This is a genomic window from Streptomyces chartreusis NRRL 3882 (assembly GCF_900236475.1).
GTDB classification, from domain to species: domain Bacteria; phylum Actinomycetota; class Actinomycetes; order Streptomycetales; family Streptomycetaceae; genus Streptomyces; species Streptomyces chartreusis_D.
In genome coordinates this window covers 1419723-1438683 of record NZ_LT963352.1, presented here as the reverse complement: position 1 = coordinate 1438683, position 18961 = coordinate 1419723, and the positions used below count along the sequence as shown (strand labels likewise).

18 protein-coding genes are annotated in these 18961 nt (G+C 70.7%); 10 read left to right on the top strand and 8 right to left on the bottom strand.

Annotation, left to right across the window (positions count from 1 at the left end; all coding sequences use genetic code 11):
- Positions 1-41: 41 nt before the first annotated feature.
- A complete protein-coding gene (locus SCNRRL3882_RS06490) occupies positions 42-1865 on the bottom strand; it encodes an ABC transporter ATP-binding protein (protein ID WP_010034378.1) in 1824 nt (607 codons plus the stop codon).
- The gene (locus tag SCNRRL3882_RS06485; protein ID WP_029180780.1) at positions 1862-3559 is read right to left on the bottom strand and encodes an ABC transporter ATP-binding protein; all 1698 of its coding nucleotides are present in this window, start codon (positions 3557-3559) and stop codon (positions 1862-1864) included. The genes SCNRRL3882_RS06490 and SCNRRL3882_RS06485 overlap by 4 nt, the downstream gene beginning before the upstream one ends.
- Before the next feature lie 190 nt (positions 3560-3749).
- Here SCNRRL3882_RS06485 and SCNRRL3882_RS06480 point away from each other — a divergent pair, with 190 nt between their 5' ends.
- The 3 genes from SCNRRL3882_RS06480 to SCNRRL3882_RS06470 all read left to right on the top strand — a co-directional run bounded on the left by SCNRRL3882_RS06480 (position 3750) and on the right by SCNRRL3882_RS06470 (position 6538).
- A complete protein-coding gene (locus tag SCNRRL3882_RS06480) occupies positions 3750-4244 on the top strand; it encodes a MarR family winged helix-turn-helix transcriptional regulator (RefSeq protein ID WP_231911102.1) in 495 nt (164 codons plus the stop codon).
- Positions 4241-5542 carry a multidrug effflux MFS transporter gene (locus SCNRRL3882_RS06475; protein ID WP_010034363.1) on the top strand — a complete coding sequence of 434 codons (1302 nt, stop codon included), beginning with the start codon at positions 4241-4243 and terminating at the stop codon, positions 5540-5542. Before SCNRRL3882_RS06480 ends, SCNRRL3882_RS06475 begins: the two co-directional genes overlap by 4 nt.
- Before the next feature lie 78 nt (positions 5543-5620).
- Positions 5621-6538, top strand: a complete 918-nt coding sequence (locus SCNRRL3882_RS06470; RefSeq protein WP_029180779.1) for an MBL fold metallo-hydrolase — start codon at positions 5621-5623, stop codon at positions 6536-6538.
- Here the strand turns inward: SCNRRL3882_RS06470 and SCNRRL3882_RS06465 are convergent.
- Genes SCNRRL3882_RS06465 through SCNRRL3882_RS06445 form a run of 5 tightly spaced genes read right to left on the bottom strand, consistent with a single transcriptional unit; the run spans position 6529 to position 10871 of the window.
- The gene (locus tag SCNRRL3882_RS06465; RefSeq protein ID WP_010034356.1) at positions 6529-7041 is read right to left on the bottom strand and encodes a flavin reductase family protein; all 513 of its coding nucleotides are present in this window, start codon (positions 7039-7041) and stop codon (positions 6529-6531) included. The two genes, SCNRRL3882_RS06470 and SCNRRL3882_RS06465, sit on opposite strands and share 10 nt — an antisense overlap.
- A 21-nt stretch (positions 7042-7062) precedes the next feature.
- A complete protein-coding gene (locus tag SCNRRL3882_RS06460) occupies positions 7063-8001 on the bottom strand; it encodes an aromatase/cyclase (RefSeq protein WP_010034353.1) in 939 nt (312 codons plus the stop codon).
- Between the two features lie 31 nt (positions 8002-8032).
- Positions 8033-8290 carry an acyl carrier protein gene (locus tag SCNRRL3882_RS06455; protein WP_010034351.1) on the bottom strand — a complete coding sequence of 86 codons (258 nt, stop codon included), beginning with the start codon at positions 8288-8290 and terminating at the stop codon, positions 8033-8035.
- A 50-nt stretch (positions 8291-8340) separates the two neighbouring features.
- Positions 8341-9573, bottom strand: a complete 1233-nt coding sequence (locus SCNRRL3882_RS06450; protein WP_010034349.1) for a ketosynthase chain-length factor — start codon at positions 9571-9573, stop codon at positions 8341-8343.
- Positions 9570-10871: a beta-ketoacyl-[acyl-carrier-protein] synthase family protein gene (locus tag SCNRRL3882_RS06445; RefSeq protein WP_324604437.1), complete on the bottom strand. Its 1302-nt coding sequence runs from the start codon at positions 10869-10871 to the stop codon at positions 9570-9572. Before SCNRRL3882_RS06445 ends, SCNRRL3882_RS06450 begins: the two co-directional genes overlap by 4 nt.
- 130 nt (positions 10872-11001) lie before the next feature.
- Here SCNRRL3882_RS06445 and SCNRRL3882_RS06440 point away from each other — a divergent pair, with 130 nt between their 5' ends.
- From SCNRRL3882_RS06440 to SCNRRL3882_RS06420, 5 genes are all read left to right on the top strand, one after another.
- Positions 11002-11457 (top strand): Rieske (2Fe-2S) protein, encoded by a 456-nt coding sequence (locus SCNRRL3882_RS06440; protein ID WP_010034342.1) that lies wholly within the window; start codon positions 11002-11004, stop codon positions 11455-11457.
- A 77-nt stretch (positions 11458-11534) separates the two neighbouring features.
- On the top strand, positions 11535-12575 hold the full coding sequence (locus tag SCNRRL3882_RS06435; protein WP_010034338.1) for an amidohydrolase family protein: 1041 nt from the start codon (positions 11535-11537) through the stop codon (positions 12573-12575).
- A complete protein-coding gene (locus tag SCNRRL3882_RS06430; protein ID WP_010034335.1) occupies positions 12572-13633 on the top strand; it encodes an amidohydrolase family protein in 1062 nt (353 codons plus the stop codon). The genes SCNRRL3882_RS06435 and SCNRRL3882_RS06430 overlap by 4 nt, the downstream gene beginning before the upstream one ends.
- Positions 13630-14394 (top strand): SDR family NAD(P)-dependent oxidoreductase, encoded by a 765-nt coding sequence (locus tag SCNRRL3882_RS06425; RefSeq protein ID WP_010034333.1) that lies wholly within the window; start codon positions 13630-13632, stop codon positions 14392-14394. The genes SCNRRL3882_RS06430 and SCNRRL3882_RS06425 overlap by 4 nt, the downstream gene beginning before the upstream one ends.
- A 41-nt stretch (positions 14395-14435) precedes the next feature.
- A complete protein-coding gene (locus SCNRRL3882_RS06420) occupies positions 14436-15209 on the top strand; it encodes an SDR family NAD(P)-dependent oxidoreductase (RefSeq protein ID WP_010034330.1) in 774 nt (257 codons plus the stop codon).
- Between the two features lie 86 nt (positions 15210-15295).
- On the opposite strand, the gene SCNRRL3882_RS06415 is transcribed toward SCNRRL3882_RS06420, so the two are convergent.
- The gene (locus tag SCNRRL3882_RS06415; protein WP_029180775.1) at positions 15296-16585 is read right to left on the bottom strand and encodes a glycosyltransferase; all 1290 of its coding nucleotides are present in this window, start codon (positions 16583-16585) and stop codon (positions 15296-15298) included.
- A gap of 298 nt (positions 16586-16883) precedes the next feature.
- Here SCNRRL3882_RS06415 and SCNRRL3882_RS06410 point away from each other — a divergent pair, with 298 nt between their 5' ends.
- Together SCNRRL3882_RS06410 and SCNRRL3882_RS06405 are read left to right on the top strand one after the other, a co-directional pair.
- Complete coding sequence (locus SCNRRL3882_RS06410) at positions 16884-17669, top strand: AfsR/SARP family transcriptional regulator (protein ID WP_158688382.1); 786 nt, start codon at positions 16884-16886, stop codon at positions 17667-17669.
- Positions 17666-18931 (top strand): Nramp family divalent metal transporter, encoded by a 1266-nt coding sequence (locus SCNRRL3882_RS06405; RefSeq protein ID WP_010034319.1) that lies wholly within the window; start codon positions 17666-17668, stop codon positions 18929-18931. Before SCNRRL3882_RS06410 ends, SCNRRL3882_RS06405 begins: the two co-directional genes overlap by 4 nt.
- Positions 18932-18961: the final 30 nt, after the last annotated feature.

Here is an 18961-nt window from a genome sequence, read left to right as displayed (position 1 = left end):
GAGCTGATAAACCGGGTGACGGCGGGCTTCGCCGACGGGCCTCACGTGGTCGTGTCGGACCAGCCGCCGTCGAGTCGGGCGTGGAGCGCGGCGTACCGGCCGCTGCGGGCCGCGAGTTCGGCGTGCCGGCCCCTCTCGACGACGCGTCCGTCCTCCATGACGAGGATGGTGTCCGCGTCCCTGACCGTGGACAGCCGGTGGGCGATCACGATGCTGGTCCGTCCGCGGCGCAGGCGGGCGGTGGCTTCGCGGATCAGCAGTTCGGTGCGGGCGTCGACCGCACTCGTCGCCTCGTCCAGCACCAGTACCTCCGGGTCGCAGAGGAAGACCCTGGCGAGGGCGATGAGCTGCATCTGGCCGGTGCTGAGACCACCGCCGTCCTCGCCCACCACGGTGGCGTACCCGTGGGGAAGGGCCCGGACGAAGTGGTCGGCGCGGGCCGCCCGGGCCGCCCGACGGATGTCGTCCTCGCTCGCGTGGTCGACTCCGTAGGCGATGTTCTCGGCGATGGTCCCGGTGAACAGCCAGGGGTCCTGGAGCACCGCACGGACCCGTCGGTGCAGGATGTCGCGGGGCAGCTCGGCGATGTCCGTGCCGTCGAGCAGGACGCGTCCGGACCAGGGCGCGTGGAAGCCGAGGAGCAGGTTGACGACCGTGCTCTTGCCCGCGCCCGTGGGGCCGACGATCGCCACTGTCTCCCCGGGGGCCGCTTCGAACGAGAGGCCCTCGAAGAGCACGCGGTCGGGTGTGTATCCGAAGGTGACGTCGTCGAACCGGATCCGCCCGGAGACGTCGTGCGGACGCGCGGTCGTCCTGGCGGGCTCGTGCGTCTCCGGCGCGTCGAGGAGAACCAGGACGCGCCGGGCCGAGCTCAGGCCCGACTGGAGCACACCCACGACGGATGCCACGGCCGATGCCGGGCCGCCGAGCTGGAGCGTGTAGGTGACGAACGCCTGGACGTCGCCGACGGACAGTTCGCCGCTCGCCGCGCGCACACCGCCCAGGACCGCGACGAGCACGTAGCCGAGGTAGCCGATGAACGTCGTCGCGGGGCTCATCACCCCGGCGAGGAACTGGGCGCGCAGACCGGCCCGGTAGAGCCGGCGGTTCCGCTCGGCGAACGCCTGCCCGGCCCTGTCCGTGCGTCCCCCGGCGACGAGTTCGGTGTGCCCGGTGACGGCCTCCTCCACGAAGGCGTTCACCTCGCCGACGGCATCCCACTGCCGCGCGTACTGCGGACGCGAGTGCCGGGCGAGTGCTTGCGTGACGAGTGCGGAAGAGACCAGCATGCCCACCGCCACCACCGTGAGCGCCGGGGACAGCCACAGCATGGCGGCGAGCAGTCCGGCCAGGGTGAGCAGCGCGGCGGTGATCTGGGTGAGGGCCTGCTGGAGGGTCATCGACGTGTTCTCGATGTCGTTCGTCATCCTCGACAGGACGTCACCGCGCGGCCTGCCGTCGAGGTAGGCCATCGGCAGCCGGGACAGTTTGGCCGAGACCGCCTCCCGCAGCCGGTAGGCCGTGCCCTGCGCCACGCTCTGGGCCAGCCGGCCACGCCCCCAGGCGGCGGCCGCCGAGGCGAGGACGAGCACCGCGGCCAGGACCAGGAGCCTGCCGGCCGCCGTGAGGTCGACACCGCCGGCACCGCGCACACCGGCCACCACGAGGTCGGTGACCGCGCCCAGCAGCCGGGGGACGACCAGGGACAGCCCGACGCTGAGGGCGCTGAGCAGGAGACAGGCGACCAGCCTCGTGCGGTCGTGCGCCGCGGCGGTCACCAGACGCAGCGCCGGCCGGGCGGACGGCGCCTTCTCCTGGGGCCCCTCCTTCTCGTGCTCGTCGGCACGGCCCTTCCCGACAGTCACGACGCCTCCACTCGGCCGCCGCGCGCGAGCACGATGTCCCGGTAGACGGTGTTGTCCGCCAGGAGGTCGGCGTGCGGGCCCTGTCCGACCACGCGGCCCCGGTCCAGCACGACCACGCGGTCCGCCGCCCGCAGCGTCGCCATGTGCTGGGAGACGACGAGGCGCGCGGCGGTGCGTGTCTCGTCGTCGAGGACGGCGCGCAACCGTGCGGCGGTGCCGGCGTCCAGGGCGGAGAAGGGCTCGTCGAGGAGGTACACCGACGGCCGCTTGAGGAGCAGTTGGGCGATGGCCAGGCGCTGCCGCTGCCCGCCGGACAGGTTGGCGCCGCCCGCGCTCACGGGGGCGTCCAGTCCGTGACCGGTCGCCTCGACGAAGTCCCGGGCCTGTGCCAGCTCCAGGGCCCGCCACAGCGCCCGGTCGTCGGCCTCGGGGGCGCCTCGGCGCAGGTGTTCGGCCACGGTGCCCGAGAAGAGGTACGGCCGTTGTGTGAGGAGGCCGATCGCCTCGGCCAGCGTGTCGCGGTCCAGTGCGCGCACGTCCCGCCCGCCCACGGCGATCCTGCCGCCGTCCGGGTCGCCCAGCCTGGCCACCAGGTGCAGCAGGGTCGTCTTGCCGCTGCCGACCGCGCCGGTCAGCACGACCGTCTCACCGGGAGCCACGGTCAGCGAGACCGAGTGCAGCGCGGCGTCCTGAGCGCCCGGGTAGCGGAAGCCCACGGATTCGATCAGCACCCCCGGCGGGTGGACGGGCCTGCCCACGCTCTGCCGTGGCAGGTCGACGGTGGCCCCGGTCCGGAGCACCTCCTGTACCCGCCCGACACTGGCCCCGGCGCGCGAGGCCTGGAGGAAGACGCCCATGGCCATCATGACCGCCTGGAGCATCAGGGACAGGTAGTGCAGGAAGGCGATGACCGTGCCCATCTCGATGTCGTCCGCGGCCACGCGCACACCGCCGAACCACAGCACCGCGATCGAGGACAGCTCGATGACGACGGTGAACGTCGGCATGATCAGGGCCTGGGCCCGGCCGAGGGCGAGACCGGTGCGCATCATCGCCCGGTCGGCGATCCGGAAGCGGGCCTCCTCATGGCTGTCGCGATCGAACGACCGGGTGGTGCGGATGCCCGCGAGGCGTTCCCGCATGATCCGGTTGATGTGGTCCAGGCGCTGCTGCACGGCGGCGGACAGCGGCAGCGTCCGGCGCAGGACCAGCCAGAGCGCCACGGTGAGCGTCGGCAGGACCACCGAGAGGACGAGCCCCAGCGGGGCGTCCTGACGCAGGGCCAGTGCGGCGCTGCCCACCGCGGTGAGCGGGGCGACCACCATGACCGTCAGGGCGTTGAGGGCGAGTTGCTGGATCTGCTGCACGTCCTGGGTGCCACGCGTGATGAGACCGGCCCGGCCGATACGGCTCACCTCGTGGGCCGACAGCGCCAGGATCCGGGAGAAAACGGCCTGGCGCAGCTCCCGTCCCCAGGCCAGCGCGATGGTGGCGCTCAGGTAGGCCGCACCGCCCGCGCAGAGCACCTGAGCACAGGTCACGGCCAGCATCACCATGCCGAGTTCGACGACATGGCCACTGTCGCCTCTGAGCACGCCGTCGTCGATGACGTCCGCGTTCAGCGCGGGAAGCCAGAGCATCGCGAGCATCTGCCCGGTCTGGAGCAGGGCCACCAGGCCGAGTCGACGCCGCATGGAGCGACTGACGGCGTGTAAGAGCAAGAGGTCCTCCCGGGGACGGCGACCACGCCAGGTGGGGCGGGGCTGGAGGTTCCACCCTGGCCTTCTCACTCGTGGATAACAAGTCACTGCTTCTTATATTCGTGGCTTGAACCGCACTGTCAGCCAGTTCGCCGAGAGAATGCCAAGTGTTAGCTTGGTAAATGTGGAAGCTGGAGACGAACTTCGTACGGCCGAGACGCTACGGCTCGGCGTGTCACGACTGGCGACGCGCCTGCGCGCACAGCACCCCGGACGCGGCCAGGCGCTCACCCGCATGGCCGCCTCCGTGCTGGCCAACCTGCGCCATGACGGTCCGCTGACCCCCACCGCGCTGGCCGCCGTCGAAGGGCTCCAGCCGCAGTCCCTGACCCGCGTCCTGAACGAGCTGGAGGAACGGGGCCGCATCGTCCGGACGACCAACCGCAAGGACCGCCGCAGCCAGGACATCGCCATCACGGACCTCGGTGTCCAAGCGCTCGACGGGCACGTTCAGGAGGGCAACCGCTGGCTCGCCTCGGCACTGGCGACCCTGACCCCGACCGAGCGCGGCGTGCTCGAACTGGCCGCCGGCCTGATGGTGAGGCTGGCCGAGACCGCCCCCCTGACAACCGCCCACCCCGGTGGTGCCGACGAGGAAGGACACGGAACCGCGTCATGAGGAAGACGAGCCGCGACTCCCCCGGGGTGTCGCCCACCGGCCGCCGCACGCAGGGACCACCGGCCCGCCGACGGGTCATGCTCACCCTGGCAGGGGTCAGCGCCGTCAGCCCGCTGGCCACCGACATGTACGTCCCCGGACTGCCGCAGATGGCGCGCTCACTGCACACCGACACGGCCGGGGCCCAGATCTCGCTGACCGGTTTCCTCATCGGCATCATCGTCGGACAGCTGTTATGGGGCCCCCTCAGCGATTCCCTCGGGCGGCGGCCGGTCCTGATCGGGGGGTCCGCCGCCTTCGCCGGCTTCTCGCTCCTGTGCGGGCTCGCGCCGACCCTGGAGATTCTCAACGCCGCCCGCTTGGGGCAGGGGCTGACCGGGGCCGCCGGCATCGTGGTGGCCCGGGCGGTGGTGGCCGACCTCTTCGACGACGACCGGATCGGGGGAGCGTTCGCGGCGCTCTCCGCGGTGACCGCCGTGGCGCCCATCGTGGCTCCCCTGCTCGGCGGAGCCGTGCTCTCCGTCGGGTCCTGGCGATGGCTCTTCGTGCTGCTGGCTCTCGTTGGCCTCGCCCTGACGCTGTGCCTGGCACTGTGGGTGCCGGAATCCCTGCCCGCGACCGCCCGCGTGTCCGGGGGAGTGAGCGGGACCGTCCGGTCCATGAGGCGTGTCTGCGCACGGCGTTCGGTACTGGCGCCGGTCCTGAGCCTGGGCTTCGGCGGAGCGGCGATCTTCGTGTACATCGGCAGCACGAGCTTCGTCTTCCAGGACGTCTACCACCTGTCGGCCGGCCTCACCAGCCTGGTGTACGGGGCGAACGCGATCGGGAACATGGCGGCCAGCATCTCCTACGGCCGGCTCGTGCGGCGCCGCAGCGCCGAGGAGTTGCTGCGCGGGTCCATGGTGCTCACCCTCACTCCCGCCGCGCTCCTCGTCGCCGCCGAAGCCGCCGGAATGGGCAGCCTCGCCCTGACGTGGATCTGCCTCTTCGTGTCGATCGCGGCGTTCGGCGTCTTCTTCCCGGCGGTCACGACGGTCGCCCAGAGCCGGGGCAGGGACGCACCCGGCGCGACCTCCGCTCTGCTGGGCAGCGTGCAGTTCACGTTCGGCGCCGTGGCCTCCCCCCTGGCGGGGCTCTTCGGTGACGACAGCGCACTGCCCATGGCCGGGCTGATGGCGGGCTTCCTGGCCCCGGCCACGCTGGCCGCGTTCCTCGTGTCACGGGCCCGGGAAGCAGGGAGCGCCGCAGCGCCCCGGGACACCCACCGGCACGGGCCCCACGACCGCACGACCGCCTGAGCCGTCCACGACTCAACCGCCTCTATAGCCGCTCAGCTGATGATGCGTGAGCTGCAGGACTCGTCTGAGGAGGTCGACATGAGGCAGGAAGGAAACCTGCGTGCGGTCCGGCTCGAGCAGGTCGCCGACGGCGTCTTCGCCTATCTCCAGCCCGACGGGGGCTGGTGCGTGAACAATGCGGGGCTGGTCGTCGCCGACGGGCAGGCGATGCTCGTCGACACCGCGGCGACCGAGGCCCGCGCCCGGCGGCTGCGTGAGGCGGTGGCTTCCGTGACAGGGGCAGCCCCCACCACGATCGTCAACACTCATTCCCACGGGGACCACACCTTCGGTAACTTCGTCTTTCCGGAGGCCGCTGTCATCGGCCATGAACGAGCGCGCGACGAGATGCTGGCGGCCCGGCTGCACCTGACCGGCCTGTGGCCGGACGTCGACTGGGGCGACGTGCAGCTGGTCCCGCCGCGGATCGTGTTCCCGGACCGCCTGACACTCCATCTCGCAGAGCGGCGCGTGGAACTGCTGCACTTGGGGCCGGCCCACACCAGCGGCGACGTGGTCGTATGGCTCCCGGACAGCCGGGTGCTGTTCACCGGGGACATCGTCATGGCGGGCGTGACGCCGTTCGTGCCGATGGGGTCGGTGTCCGGATGCCTGGCGGCACTCGACGCGTTGCGCGGCCTGGAAGCCAGGGTGATCGTCCCCGGCCACGGCCCGGTCAGTGGACCGGAGGTACTGGACGACACCGCCGAGTACCTCCGGCTCCTGCGGTCGCTGGCCGCCGAGGGCGCCGCGGCCGGCCTGCACCCCCTCGCCATCGCCCGGTCGGCCGACCTCGGCCGGTTCGGTGACTGGCTGGACTCCGAGCGCCTCGTTCCCAACCTGCACCGTGCCCGCGCCGAGGCGCAGGGGGCCGAACCGGGCAGCCCGATGGACATGAACGCCCTCTTCGCCGACATGGTCGCCTTCCACGGAAAGCTGCCGGCCTGTCACGCCTGAGGCACCGCCTCGCAGGCGACGAGCCAAGGGCTGAACACACCCCGCTGGTAGAGCACGGGGTGGCGCGGTCGCACCACGGCGGTCTCCATCCGGCCCACCAGGAGGCTGTGGTCGCCCATGCGCACCACGTCGGCCAGGGCACACTCCGCCCAGGCGAGGATCGCGTCGTCCTTGATGACCGGAGCGTCACCGACCGCCGAGGACGGGTGCCAGCGCAGGCCGGTGAACTTGTCGTCGAGGCTGCCCGCGAAGCGGCGCCCCAGGTCCGCTCCGCTCTCGGCGAGCAGGTGGACGACGAACGCCTCGGCCGAGAGCACCGTGGGCAGCGTGCGGGAGCGGTGGTCCGCGCACACCAGAAGCAGCGGCGGATCGGCCGAGACGGCGGTGAAGGAGTTGCAGGTGAATCCCTGCGGACCTGCTCCGGGAGCCGCGGCGGTCACCACCGCCACGGCTGTCGGGACGGAGCCGAAGAACGCGCGGAAGGTGTCCGAGTCGGTTGCCATGCGGCCGTCGCCCTTCGACCCTCAGGCCCTGGCCTCGGCCGTCACGGCCGCGGCATGTCCCAGCGTGGCCCGGCTGTTGCGGCCCAGCGCCTCCCGCACATGGGCGCGCGCGTCGGCCACCGAGGCACCGGGACCCAGCAGCCGCGGGATCGCCTCCGGGCGGAGGGTCACGGTGTGGCGCGCCACCGCCAGGGTTCCTTCGGGGTGCGACTCGAAGATCCACTCCCCGCTGTGCCCGGCCAGCAGCGGCGGAGTGACCCGCTGCTTGTAGGCGATCCACCCCGGCTGCCGGCAGATGCGCACCGACCGCGTGGTGTGCGACGTGCCGTCCACCGCTGTGTCCATCTCCAGGTGCTGCACACCAGGGGCCGGCTCCTCCAGGACGACACGGGTGACGTGCGGAAGAGTCCGCTCCCATCGCTCGGCGTGCTCGACGAAGGCGTACGTCTCCTCCACCGGGCGTTCGAGGACCATCGTGTCGGTGAACGAGAACGTCACCTCGTCCACCGGGTGACCGGATGCGACCACCCCCGCCAAGGCGTTCAGCTCCCGTGTGCTGTTGGCCTCCAGGGCCCGCTCGGCGTCCGCCAGAGCGCCCGGGTCGGCCACGGCGAACCGGTGGCGCAGCACCACCTCCGTGCTCCCGTCGGCGGATGCGCGGAAGAACCAGGCCCCCGACATGCGCGCGAACGGCGGAGCGCTGTGCTCCTGATGGAAGATGATCACTCGGCGGTCACCGTCGAGGACGCGGGTGGAGCGCCAGGTGACCACCCGGCCGTTGACCTCCGCCCAGATCTGGAAGCGCTCGGTGCGCCCCACCCGTTCCAGGTGGCGCACGGCCACGGTCGGCTCGAACACGGCGGGCCATCGGGTGACGTCCGCGACCACGGCGTACAGCTCGTCGGCGGGAGCCGCGATGGTCAGGGAGTGCTCGGTGCGATGCAGTGTGGTGCCGTTCATCCTGGTGCCCTCCTTGGCGGACCGGTCGGTGTCAGGCGGCGTTCTGTGAGGACTCGTTGACCAGGTCGAGGAGCGCGCGGGGGGTGGGAACCGTCGCCACCACCTCGTCGGACAGGGCGACCCCGTACTCGCGCTCGATCACCGCGGCCGCCTCCATCAGGGCCAGCGAGTCGTAGCCGAGGTCCTGGAAGCTGAGGTCCAGCGTCTCGTCCCCCATGCCGTCCGTGTCGCTCTCGCCGGCGCATGTCACCAGGATCCGGCGCAACGAGTCGAGGGTGAGTTCAGCCATGACGATGCTCCTCCATTGATGTGTCGCTTCAGGGGTCTGCGTGAGGTTTGTCAGCGGTCCTCGCCGGCGGTCAGGACGACCGCGGTGTTGAAGCCGTGCCGGCCGCGGGCCAGGACGAGGGCCGAGCGGGGGCGGATGTCGCGTGGCTCACCGGTCACCAGGTCGAGTTCGTAGGCGGCGGGCACCTGGGAGGTGTGCGCGGTCGCCGGAACCACGCCGTCGCGCAGGGCCAGGACGGCCGCGACCAGGTCGGCCGGGCCGCCGCCCGCGCACATCCGGCCCAGGAGCGCCTTGGGTACGGTGACGGGAACGCCGTGCGGACCGAACAGTTCACGGATCGCCTCCGCCTCGCTTCGGTCCGCGTCGGGACGCGCGGCACCGTCGGCGAACACGACGTCGACGTCGGAACGGTCGAGTGCCGCCTGCTCCAGAGCCAGCCGGGCCGCCCTGGCCAGGGCCGGCGGACGGCCCGTTCCCGGCGCCGGGTCGAACGTGGCCGCGTAGCCCGCGATCTGCCCGTACACCTGGGGGGCACCGCGGCGCGCGGCGGACTCCGCGTCCTCGACGACCAGCATGGCACCGCCCTCGCCGGGCACATGACCGGCGGCTTCGGTGTCGAACGGGAGGTAGGCGCGCTCGGGATCTGTGGCGGTGGTCACCCGCTGGTCGGCGAGCTGGGACAGCCAGCCCCATGGATCCAGCGCCGAGTCGACCCCGCCGCACAGCACCAGCGGGGTACCGGCGTTCACCGTCCGACGTGCGTGCCCGATCGCGTCGAGGCCGCCCGCCTGCTCGGCCACCAGCGCCGCCGAAGGGCCGCGGGTCCCGTGCCGGATGGAGATCTGGCCCGTGTTGACGGCGTAGAACCAGGCGAACGACTCATAGACACTCACGAACTCAGGTCCGCGGCTCCATAACTTGCGGAACTCACGGTGGGTGAAGTCGAATCCGCCCTGGGCGGTGGAGGTGACGACTCCCATGTCGTAGTCCGCCAGGCCGCACTCGGGCCCGACGCCGGCGTCCTTGAGGGCCTCCTCGGCCGCGGTGAGTGCGTAGCGGGTGGAGACGTCCGTCTGGGGCATCAGCCGGGAGGGAATGTGGTCCGTGGCCAGAAAGTCGTCGATCTGCCCGGCGAGGCGGGCCCGGTAGCTCGAGGCCTCGAAGCGGGTCAGTTCGGATATGCCGTTCTTGCCGGCCAGCAACCCGTCCCAGTAGGCCCGGGCGCCCACTCCGTTGGGAGCCACGACGCCGACCCCGGTGACGACGGTGCGTGCGGTGCTCATACGGCCGTCACCTCCGGACGGTGCAGGACCATCGCGCTCTGGAAGCCCCCGAACCCGCTGCCCACCGTCAGCACCGCGTTCGTGGGCTGTTCCCGGGCGGTGAGCGGCACGTAGTCGAGATCGCATTCCGGGTCGGGGTGGTGCAGGTTCGCCGTCGGCGGGACGGTGTCGTTCTCGATGGCCAGCAGCGAAGCGGCGATCTCGAGGGAGCCGATCGCGCCGAGCGAGTGCCCGATCATCGACTTGATGGAACTGACGGGCACGTCGTACGCGTGCCGGCCCAGGCTGGTCTTGAAGGCCGCGGTCTCGTGCCGGTCGTTCTGCTTGGTGCCGGAACCGTGGGCGTTGACGTAGTCGATGTCGGTGGGGTTCAGACGTGCCTGATCGAGCGCCACCCTGATCGCCTCCGCCATTTCCCGGCCGTCCTTCTTCAGCCCCGTCATGTGGTAGGCGTTGCACCGCGTGGCGTAGCCGCCGATCTCGGCATAGACATGGGCGCCCCGTGCCCTCGCCGAGGCGTGGCTCTCCAGGACGAACATCGCGGCGCCCTCCGCCAGGACGAAGCCGTTCCGGGTGGCGTCGAAGGGGCGCGAGGCCAGGGCGGGCTCGTCGTTGCGCGGGGTCGTCGCCTTGATGGCGTCGAAGCACGCCACGACGATGGGGGTGATCGGTGTGTCCGTGGCTCCCGCGACGACCACGTCGGCACTGCCCTCCTGGATGAGCTGGACCCCGTAGCCGACGGCGTCGAGCCCCGACGTGCAGCCGTCCGACACCATGATCACGGGCCCTTCCGCCCCGGCCGTCCAGGCCACCTCCGCGGGCGCGACGCCCGGGGACAGGTAGTCGCCCATGTAGGGGGACAGGTGCGCCGGGTCCACCAGCCAGTCGCGGCCGGAGTCGGACAGCACCAGGTACTCGTTCTCCAGGCTGGTCGCGGCGGCGACCGCGCTGCCCAGCACGACACCGCGTCGTTCGGGGGCGTGCGCCTCGAGGGGCAGACCGCTGTCGGCCAGAGCCTCCCGTGCGCACACCACCGCGAACTGGGTGGCCCGGTCCATTCGCCTGAGTTCCTGCGGGGTCAGCCCCTCGGCGGCACCGTCGAAATCCACCTCACCGGCGACGCGCGAACGAAAGGGGGAAGAATCGAAAAAGGTGATCCCCCGAGTCGCGGTGCGTCCTTCACTGAGCAGACTCCAGAATTCCTTCACCCCCGACCCGCCTGGGGCGCGAACACCGAGCCCGGTAACCACCACTCGTGTCACAGCCGGCCTCCTGAGCTGTAGATGCTGTTCCTCGATCGTCTGCCGGTTTGCTCGAGCGGGCCTCGAAATCGGCTCGCGCCCGCGGCTGAGCGATGGTCGAGGATTTCGCGAGTACCGGGAGCCACCCTGACCGCAGTCAGCGACATGAGAAGGGAACGCACCCGGCATGCAGTACGTCGTGGGCACGGTCACCGAATTCGAGGAACGCCGCGCCAAGATCGTCCAGATCGGGAACAGAACGGTCGGCGTGTTCCGCATCAACGATGAGTACTACGCGCTGCGCAACTACTGTCCGCACCAGGGCGCTCCCCTCTGCGCGGGCAAGGTACTGCCCAACCTGTCGGCCCAGGACGGCCGCCGGGTCGACGTCGACGAGGAGACGTGGTTCGTCGCGTGCCCCTGGCACGGCTGGGAGTACGACATCCGGACGGGACAGTCCTACTTCGGGGCGGACCATCCCCCGGCCCGCGGCTACCACGTCAGCGTCACGGCGGAGCCGGCCGGCTCCCCGGCCCCGGGCCGGTCCCCGGGACCGTTCGTCGCGGATTCCTACGAGGTGCGCGTCCAGGACCGGTACGTCGTGGTCGACACCTCCCGCCGGCCGGACCGGCCGCCACGGTGATTCCGTCCCCTACGTCGTTCGGCACATTCCCCGGGAAGGAAGTGGTTTCCCTGTCGAGGAAACAGTTCACCAAAGCAGTGGACGCCGATGTCCACCCCTTCGTCATGCCCGGGGAGGTGAGTGCGTATCTGCCACCCGTGTGGCGGACCAAGTTCGAGAAGTACGGGATCAGGCCCCCGGTGCCGGGAAGTGTCTATCCCCGTATGCGCAACGGCGGTTACCGAAGGGACGCCTGGCCCGACACCTTTCCCGGGAACGACGTCGATCTGATGAAGGAGCAACTCCTCGATCTCTATGACCTCGCCGCCGCCGTGCTGATTCCTCTGCACGCCCACAGCTTCGGCGCCGAGCATGCCGAATTCTCCGATGCCCTGTGCCGGGGCCTCAACGACTGGCTCACGGACCGGTTCCTCGAGAAGGACGGCCGTTTCATCGGCTCCGTGTCCGTCCCGTTCGAGACGCCGGTCATGGCGGCCGAGGAGATACGGCGCCGGGCGGCCGACCCCAGGTTCCAGCAGGTGCTCGCCCCCGCCAACACCGAACTCCCCATGGGCTCTCCGAAGTACTGGCCCGTCCTTGAGGCCGCCTGTGAGACGGGGCTGCCTCTGGGGGTGCACAGCGGAGGCGTGCCGAGCTACCGGCTCACCGGACCACCGAGCTACTACCTCGAAGAGCACTGCGAGTTCAGCGGGGAGATGCAGTCGGTGGTCATGAGCCTCGTCCTCGGCGGCACCTTCGAGCGGTTCCCCGAACTCCGCGTCGTACTGGTGGAGGGCGGGATCGCCTGGGCCGGCCCGCTGCAATGGTCCATGGACGCGCTGTACCGCACCTGGCACAGCGACCTGCCCGGCCTGCGCAAACTGCCCTCGGAGTACTTCCGGGAACACTTCTGGCTGACGACCCAGCCCATCGAGGAGCCTCCCCGGGCGCGCGATCTGCCCCGGGCGATCCGGCAGGCGGACATCGAGGACCGGTTGCTGTTCGCCTCCGACTACCCGCACTGGGACTTCGACGCCCCGGACCACGCCCTGAAGGACCTGCCCAAGGAACTCCGTGAGGCGGTGCTGCGCACCAACGCGGAGTCGCTGTACCGCATCCCCGCGGAGGTGGCGGCGTGACCACCAACGGGCTCATCGACACGGACGTGCACGTCGCACCCTCGGACTTCGCGGAGCTCGCGGCCTATCTGCCGCAGTACTGGCAGCGGTACGCCGAGGAAGGCGGGGTGCGGCTGACCGCCCGGCAGCGCGGCGACTACCCGCCCCCCGACGAGGCTCCGCAGGGCGATGCCCGCACTCCGGCCCGGGCCGCGGAGCTCGCAGCGCTGGACCAGGACGAGCACGGCCCGGTGGCGGCTGCCGTCCTCACCTGTACGGTGCTCTTCGACTTCAGCAGGAGCGCGCAGTTCGAAGCGGTCGGGGCCCGGGCGGTCAACTCCTGGACGGCCGATGTCCTGCTCGACGAGGATCCGCGGCTCTTCGGCAGCGCCGTGATACCGACGCTGGATGTCGAGGAGGCCGTGACCGAGATCCAACGCGTCGCGGAAAACCCTCGCTTCGTGCGGATCCTCCTGCCGGTGCGCAACGAGTTCCGCTACGGGGAACCGTCGTTCCGGCCTGTCCTGGAGGCGGCAGCCGAGGCCGGCCTCGTGGTCTGTCTGCACTCCGGCGGCCGCACCGGCCTGAGCGCCTCACCGACCGGATACCACGGCAGCTTCGTGGAGGACATGGTCGTCGACCAGCACCGCGCCGCGCAGAACCAGCTCGTGAGCCTCGTCTCCAGTGGTGTTCTGGCCCGCGTCGACGGGCTGCGCCTGACGGTCGCCGAATGCGGCTTCTCGTGGCTGGCCCCGCTGCTGTGGCGGCTGGACAAGGACTGGAAGAGCCTGTGGCGGGAGGTGCCGTGGCTGGACCGCGAACCCTCGTATCTCGTCCGTGACCGCGTCAGGTTCACCCTGGAGCCGGCTCACCTGCCGCCGGACGACGAGGCGCTCCGGGAGGCAGCGGCCCTGTGCGAGGCCCCGCGCGTCCTGATGTACAGCAGCGATTTCCCGCACCGGTACGAAAGCGCCGCCCGGCACCTGCTCGGCACGCTCGGCGAGGAGGACCGGCAGCAGGTGCTGCACGGCAACGCCCGCGATCACTACCGGCGGCTGGCCATGGCGGGCGGGGCGTGAGCGTGGACCTGGCGTTGCGGGACCGGACGGTCCTGGTCACCGGCGGCAGCGGAGGCGTCGGACGCGAACTCGTACGGGCGTTCGCCGCCGAGGGCGCCAAGGTGGCCTTCACCTACCACTCCGACCGGCAGACCGCCGAGGATCTCGAACGCGAGGGGGACGGACGCGTCCTCGCGGTGCCCCACCGCATGGGTGAGAACGGTGGTGTCCACGACGTCGTACGGTCGGTGAACCGGTGGGCCGGGCCGGTCCAGGTGCTGGTGAACAACGCCCTGTTCCAGCCGGCGGCGCCGGCGCTCGACATCGGGGAACTCGACGCCGTGCCCTGGCGCGAGGTGCTGCGTCTGAACGTCGAGACCGCTGTCGAGTTCTCGTCGGCCGCGCTCGGGCAGATGCGGGAGACGGGGTGGGGACGCATCGTCCAGGTGTCCAGCAGCCTGGTCTCCCAGGGCAAGAAGGGATTCGAGTTCTACGGCGCCGCCAAGGCCGCGCTGCACGGGTTCAACCGGTCACTGGCGTTCTCGGCGGGTGACGCCGACATCCTGTGCAACGTGGTCGTGCTCGGTCTGACCCGCACCGAGACCAACGTGACCAAGCCGTGGTTCCCCGACTACCGGGACGAGTTCGTCGCGCTGTCCCCTCAGGGCCGCCTCGTCGAGGCGGCCGACGTCGCCACCATGGTGGTCGTCCTCGGCTCGGCCGCCAACCAGGTCGTGAACGGACAGGACGTGCACGTGAGCGGCGGCGCGGTGGTCCGCTGAGCGACAGCCGAAAGGCCGAACGACAGCCGAAAGGTGGAAGCATGGATCTCGGAATCAAGGACAAGGTGGCACTGGTCACGGGCGGTTCGGGCATCGGTGTCGGTTCGCACACCTGCCGGACGCTGGCCGCCGAGGGCGCCCGCGTGGCCGTCACCTACCGTTCGAACGAGGCTGCGGCGAAGAACCTCGTGCACGACATCGAACGCGCGGGCGGGCGGGCCATGGCGGTGGCCTACGACCTGGAGTCGCCCGACGTGATCGACGAGTGCGTCGACGCCGTCGTGTCGGCCTGGGGCTCGGTGGACATCCTGGTGGCCAACGCCATGTCCCCGCCGGCGCCCTTGGCCACGACGCCTTTCGACACGCTGCCGAGGGACGACGTCCGGCGGCGCGTCCGTACCGATCTGGAGTCGACCCTTTTCACCGTTCAGCGTGTCATCCCCCTCATGGCGTCGGCGGGCTGGGGACGGGTCGTACTGGTGTCCTCGCTGGGCTGTGAACGAGGGTGGGCCGGTGACGCGCCGTTCGAGACGGCGGCCGGTGCGACCAAGGCGGCCCTGCTCGGCGTCGCCAGGAGTCTGGGCGTGGAGTACGGGCGGCGGGGCGTCCTGACCAACGTGGTGACGCCGGGCGGCATCCTCAACGAACAACTGGAGAGGGTGCTGACCAAGGAGAGACTGGAGGTCCTCCAGTCGCGCATCGCGTCGGGGCGCTTCAGCACCCCGCAGGAGGTGGCGCGCTGCATCGCCTACCTCGCCTCCGCGGCCAACGGCAACATCTGCGGCGAGAACGTCCACGTGGACGGCGGTTCGTAGTCCGAACGCGATGACGAGGGGCCCCGGGGAACTGCGTTCCCCGGGGCCGCTCCTCGCGATCGCCGCCGTCCCCGGCCCTGGGACGGTCACATACCGGGGCAGCCCGCGCCGACCCAGCTCTCCAGGGCCTCCGCCGCCCGAGTCACACCAGGCTCCTGCCGTACGCTGCGGGCCACTTGGGCCGCCCGGCGCACGAGATCCGGATTGCGCAGGCACTCGTCGACGGACGCCGCGAACTTCGGGGCCGAGAGCCCGGCCAGGGGGACCGGGGCCGACGCCACGCCCAACTCCGTCAGGCGCTCGGCGAAGTAGGGCTGGTCGACCAGCGCTGGGACGGACATCTGCGGGACGCCCGCGCGCAGGGCCTGCGACATGGTCCCCAGACCGCCGTGATGGATCACGCAGGAGGCCCGGGGGAAGAGCCAGCGGTGGTCCGCCTCTGTGACCTGGAAGACGCCGGGGGGCAACTCCTCCCCGTCGTCGGCGCCGACGAAGACCATGCGTCGGCCGGCCTTGCGCACCGCTTCCCACGCCATCGCGAAAATCCCGTACCTCCGGTGCAGCGGCCAGAGGCTTCCCATGGTGAAGACCACCGGCGGCGACCCTTCCTCGACGAAGGCGCGGAGGTCGGCCGAGGGCTCCCAGGTCGTGCGGTCCCAGTACCAGAACCCGGTCATGTGGCAGTTGGCCGGCCAGTCGGCGGGCGGCGGTACGAGGCTGGGGCTGAAGGGATACAGGATCGGGTTCTTCTCGCCCATCGCCCGCAGCGGCGACCGCAGGCCGAGCGGGCGGTGCCCGCTGCCTCGCCGGACCCTGTTCACGGGCCCGCGCGCGCAGTGCCACTCCCACTGCCGGCGCGCCAGGTGGGTGAGCCGGTTGTACGGGGAACCGAGCGGAAGCGGGGGAGCGCCGAAGGCGGGGAACGCACCGGTGCTCGACTGGGGGATCAGGCATACGGCGGCCCAGGGCGTGGGGTCCTCGACGAGCAGGTGGTACGGGCGGGTGAGCACGGAGTTGACGACGAGGTCGGCGCCCTTGCACGCGGAGCCGAGGAGCTCGACGAGCTCCCGGCGGTCCTCCAGGGTGTGCTGGGGGAGCACGCTCAGGGCACGGGACAGGCGGACGGCGGAGGTGGTGCGTCCCACCCGGGCGGCGAGCCGGTCCTCGTCGAGGGACTTCCACGCCCTTCCGGGCAGGAATTCCCCAGGATCTCCGGGCAGCGGTATCAATTCGAGTCCGGCCTCGTGTACGACATCGGAATACACTGCCGGGGCGGCGATGCGAACGTCGTGACCACGGGATCTCAATTCATGTCCCAACGTCACGAACGGCTGAGTGTCGCCGCGTGCTCCGAGTGTCGTCAGCGTAACGCGCATTGCGTGATCACACCTCCACGGCAGCGAATCGTCGGGGGAATGCGGTCACGCTACACCACGCATTCTCTTGCGCCGTGCGAAATTTCGAACATGGTGATCGTCAATGCGTCGATAAGCGGTCATATTCGCGAACGTGCGCAAAGATCTTACGTTCGTGTGTGGGGGCGTGCGCAAAGATCTTACGTCCGAAACCTAGCGTGGTCGGGGCCATGGACCGCGGTCACCCGGCGTCGGCCGGCGTGGCCATTCACCAAGGTAGGTGGGCAGCTTGTTCGCTCGGCTTCTCGGGCCACTGGCGGTGAGCACGAGCAAGCGGGAATCGTCGCCGTCGTCCAACAAGGAGAAACAGCTTCTGGCGCTGCTGCTTCTCAATCTCCCCCACGTCACGTCTACCGGCCAGATCATCGACGAGCTCTGGACGGAGAATCCGCCCAAGAGTGCGATGACAACGCTGCAGACTTACATCCTGCACCTTCGTAGATTCCTGGCGGAATCGATCGGGGTGTCAGCCAGGACGGTGGCAAAAGAATACCTGGTGCATCGATCGGGCGGATACATTCTCGCGGCCTCGCAGGTGGATCTCGATGTAACAGAATTCCGGGATTTCGAACGACGGGCGCACAAGGAGATGGACAGGAAGGACTACGAGGGGGCCGTGCGGTCCGCGGAGAGCGCGCTGTCCCTGTGGCACGGACAGGCATTGATGGACGTGCAGGCCGGCCAGTACATCCAGGCCGAGATTCATGGCCTGGAGCAGGCACGGTTGTCGCTGATCGAGGCGAAGATCGAGGCCGAACTGGCACTCGGCAGGGACCGGAAGGTGCTGGGAGAGCTGTCCACGCTGGTGACGCGCTACCCCCTCCACGAGGGCTTCAACTCCAACTACATCCGCGCCCTCGTCAACTCGGGGTACCGCACCCGGGCCCTGGAGGTCTACCGGGACCTGCACTCGGTGATGGTGGACCAGGTCGGCCTCGAACCGTCGGCGGAACTCCGGGGGCTGCACGAGGCGATACTCACGGAGAGACTGCCGCGGGCACGGGCGGGCCACCGGCCCGGTGAGCTCCTGCGCCATTCGGCATGAGGGAGGGGACTTCCGCCCGGCCGCCCGTCGTCGTACGCCCCGGAAGGCTCGGAGCGGCGCTGATCGGGCCGGGGTTCGTCGCCGCCGTCGCCTACGTCGACCCGGGGAACTTCGCGACGAACTTCTCCGCCGGCGCGGGCTACGGAACCGGCCTGCTGTGGGTCCTGCTCACCGCCAACCTCGTGGGGATCCTCGTCCAGTACCTGTCCGCGAAGGCGGGTCTGGCCTCGGGACGCAACCTGGCGCAGCTCTGCCGCGAGCACTGTCCTCGGTACGTCGTCATGCCTCTGTGGGTGCAGGCGGAGCTGGTGGCGATCGCCACCGACCTGGCCGAGATCGTGGGCGGCGCGATCGCCCTGAACCTGCTCTTCGGCCTGCCGCTCCTGGCGGGCGGGATCATCACTGCGGTGCTCTCGTTCGCGATTCTCGCACTCGAGACCCGCCACCGGCGTGCGTTCGAGGGCACGATCGCCCTGCTCCTCGCACTGATCGTGGCTTCCTTCCTGTGGACGGGCGTACAGTCCGGGGCGTACGCGCCCGGACTCACGTTCACCGCGCCCGACGGGGAGAGCGCGATGCTCGCCGCCGGGATCATCGGAGCCACGGTCATGCCGCACGCCGTCTACGTGCACTCCGACCTGACGTCTCGTCACCGTCGAGCCGCGCCCGTCGTCGACGAGGCTCTGTCGCGTCCCGGGGGGCGGGCGGCGGCGCGGCCGATGCTGCGCCGGGTTCGCACCGACGTCTGGGCCGCGCTGGGTGTGGCCGGTCTGGTCAACGCGTCGATGCTGCTGGTGGCCGCGCGTGTTTTCGAGCGCGACGGCACGGGCCCCGAGGGCCTGGAGGGCGTGCACGCCGGGCTCGGGGAGGCTCTGGGCGGCCATGTGGCGCTCCTCTTCGCCTTCGCCCTGCTCGTCTCGGGCCTCGCGTCGTCCTCCGTCGGCACGTACGCGGGGCAGGTGGCGATGGCCGGTTTCCTCCGCCGCTCGGTGCCGGCCACGGTCCGCCGCCTCTGCACCGTGGCACCGGCCCTGCTGGTGCTGGGCTTCCAGATCGACGCGACGACCGCGCTGCTCTGGTCCCAGGCCGCCCTGTCTCTCGGTCTGCCGTTCACCCTCGTGCCCCTCGTGTGGCTGACGAGCAGGACCACGGTGATGGGGAGCTGCGTGAACCGTCGTCTCACCACTGCCGCGGCCGTGGTGGTGACCGGGGGAGTGATCGCTGCCAATTGCGTCCTGCTGCGGCAGGAACTGGGAGGCTGAGGGGGGAGGTGAAGGGGTGCCGGGCAGTGC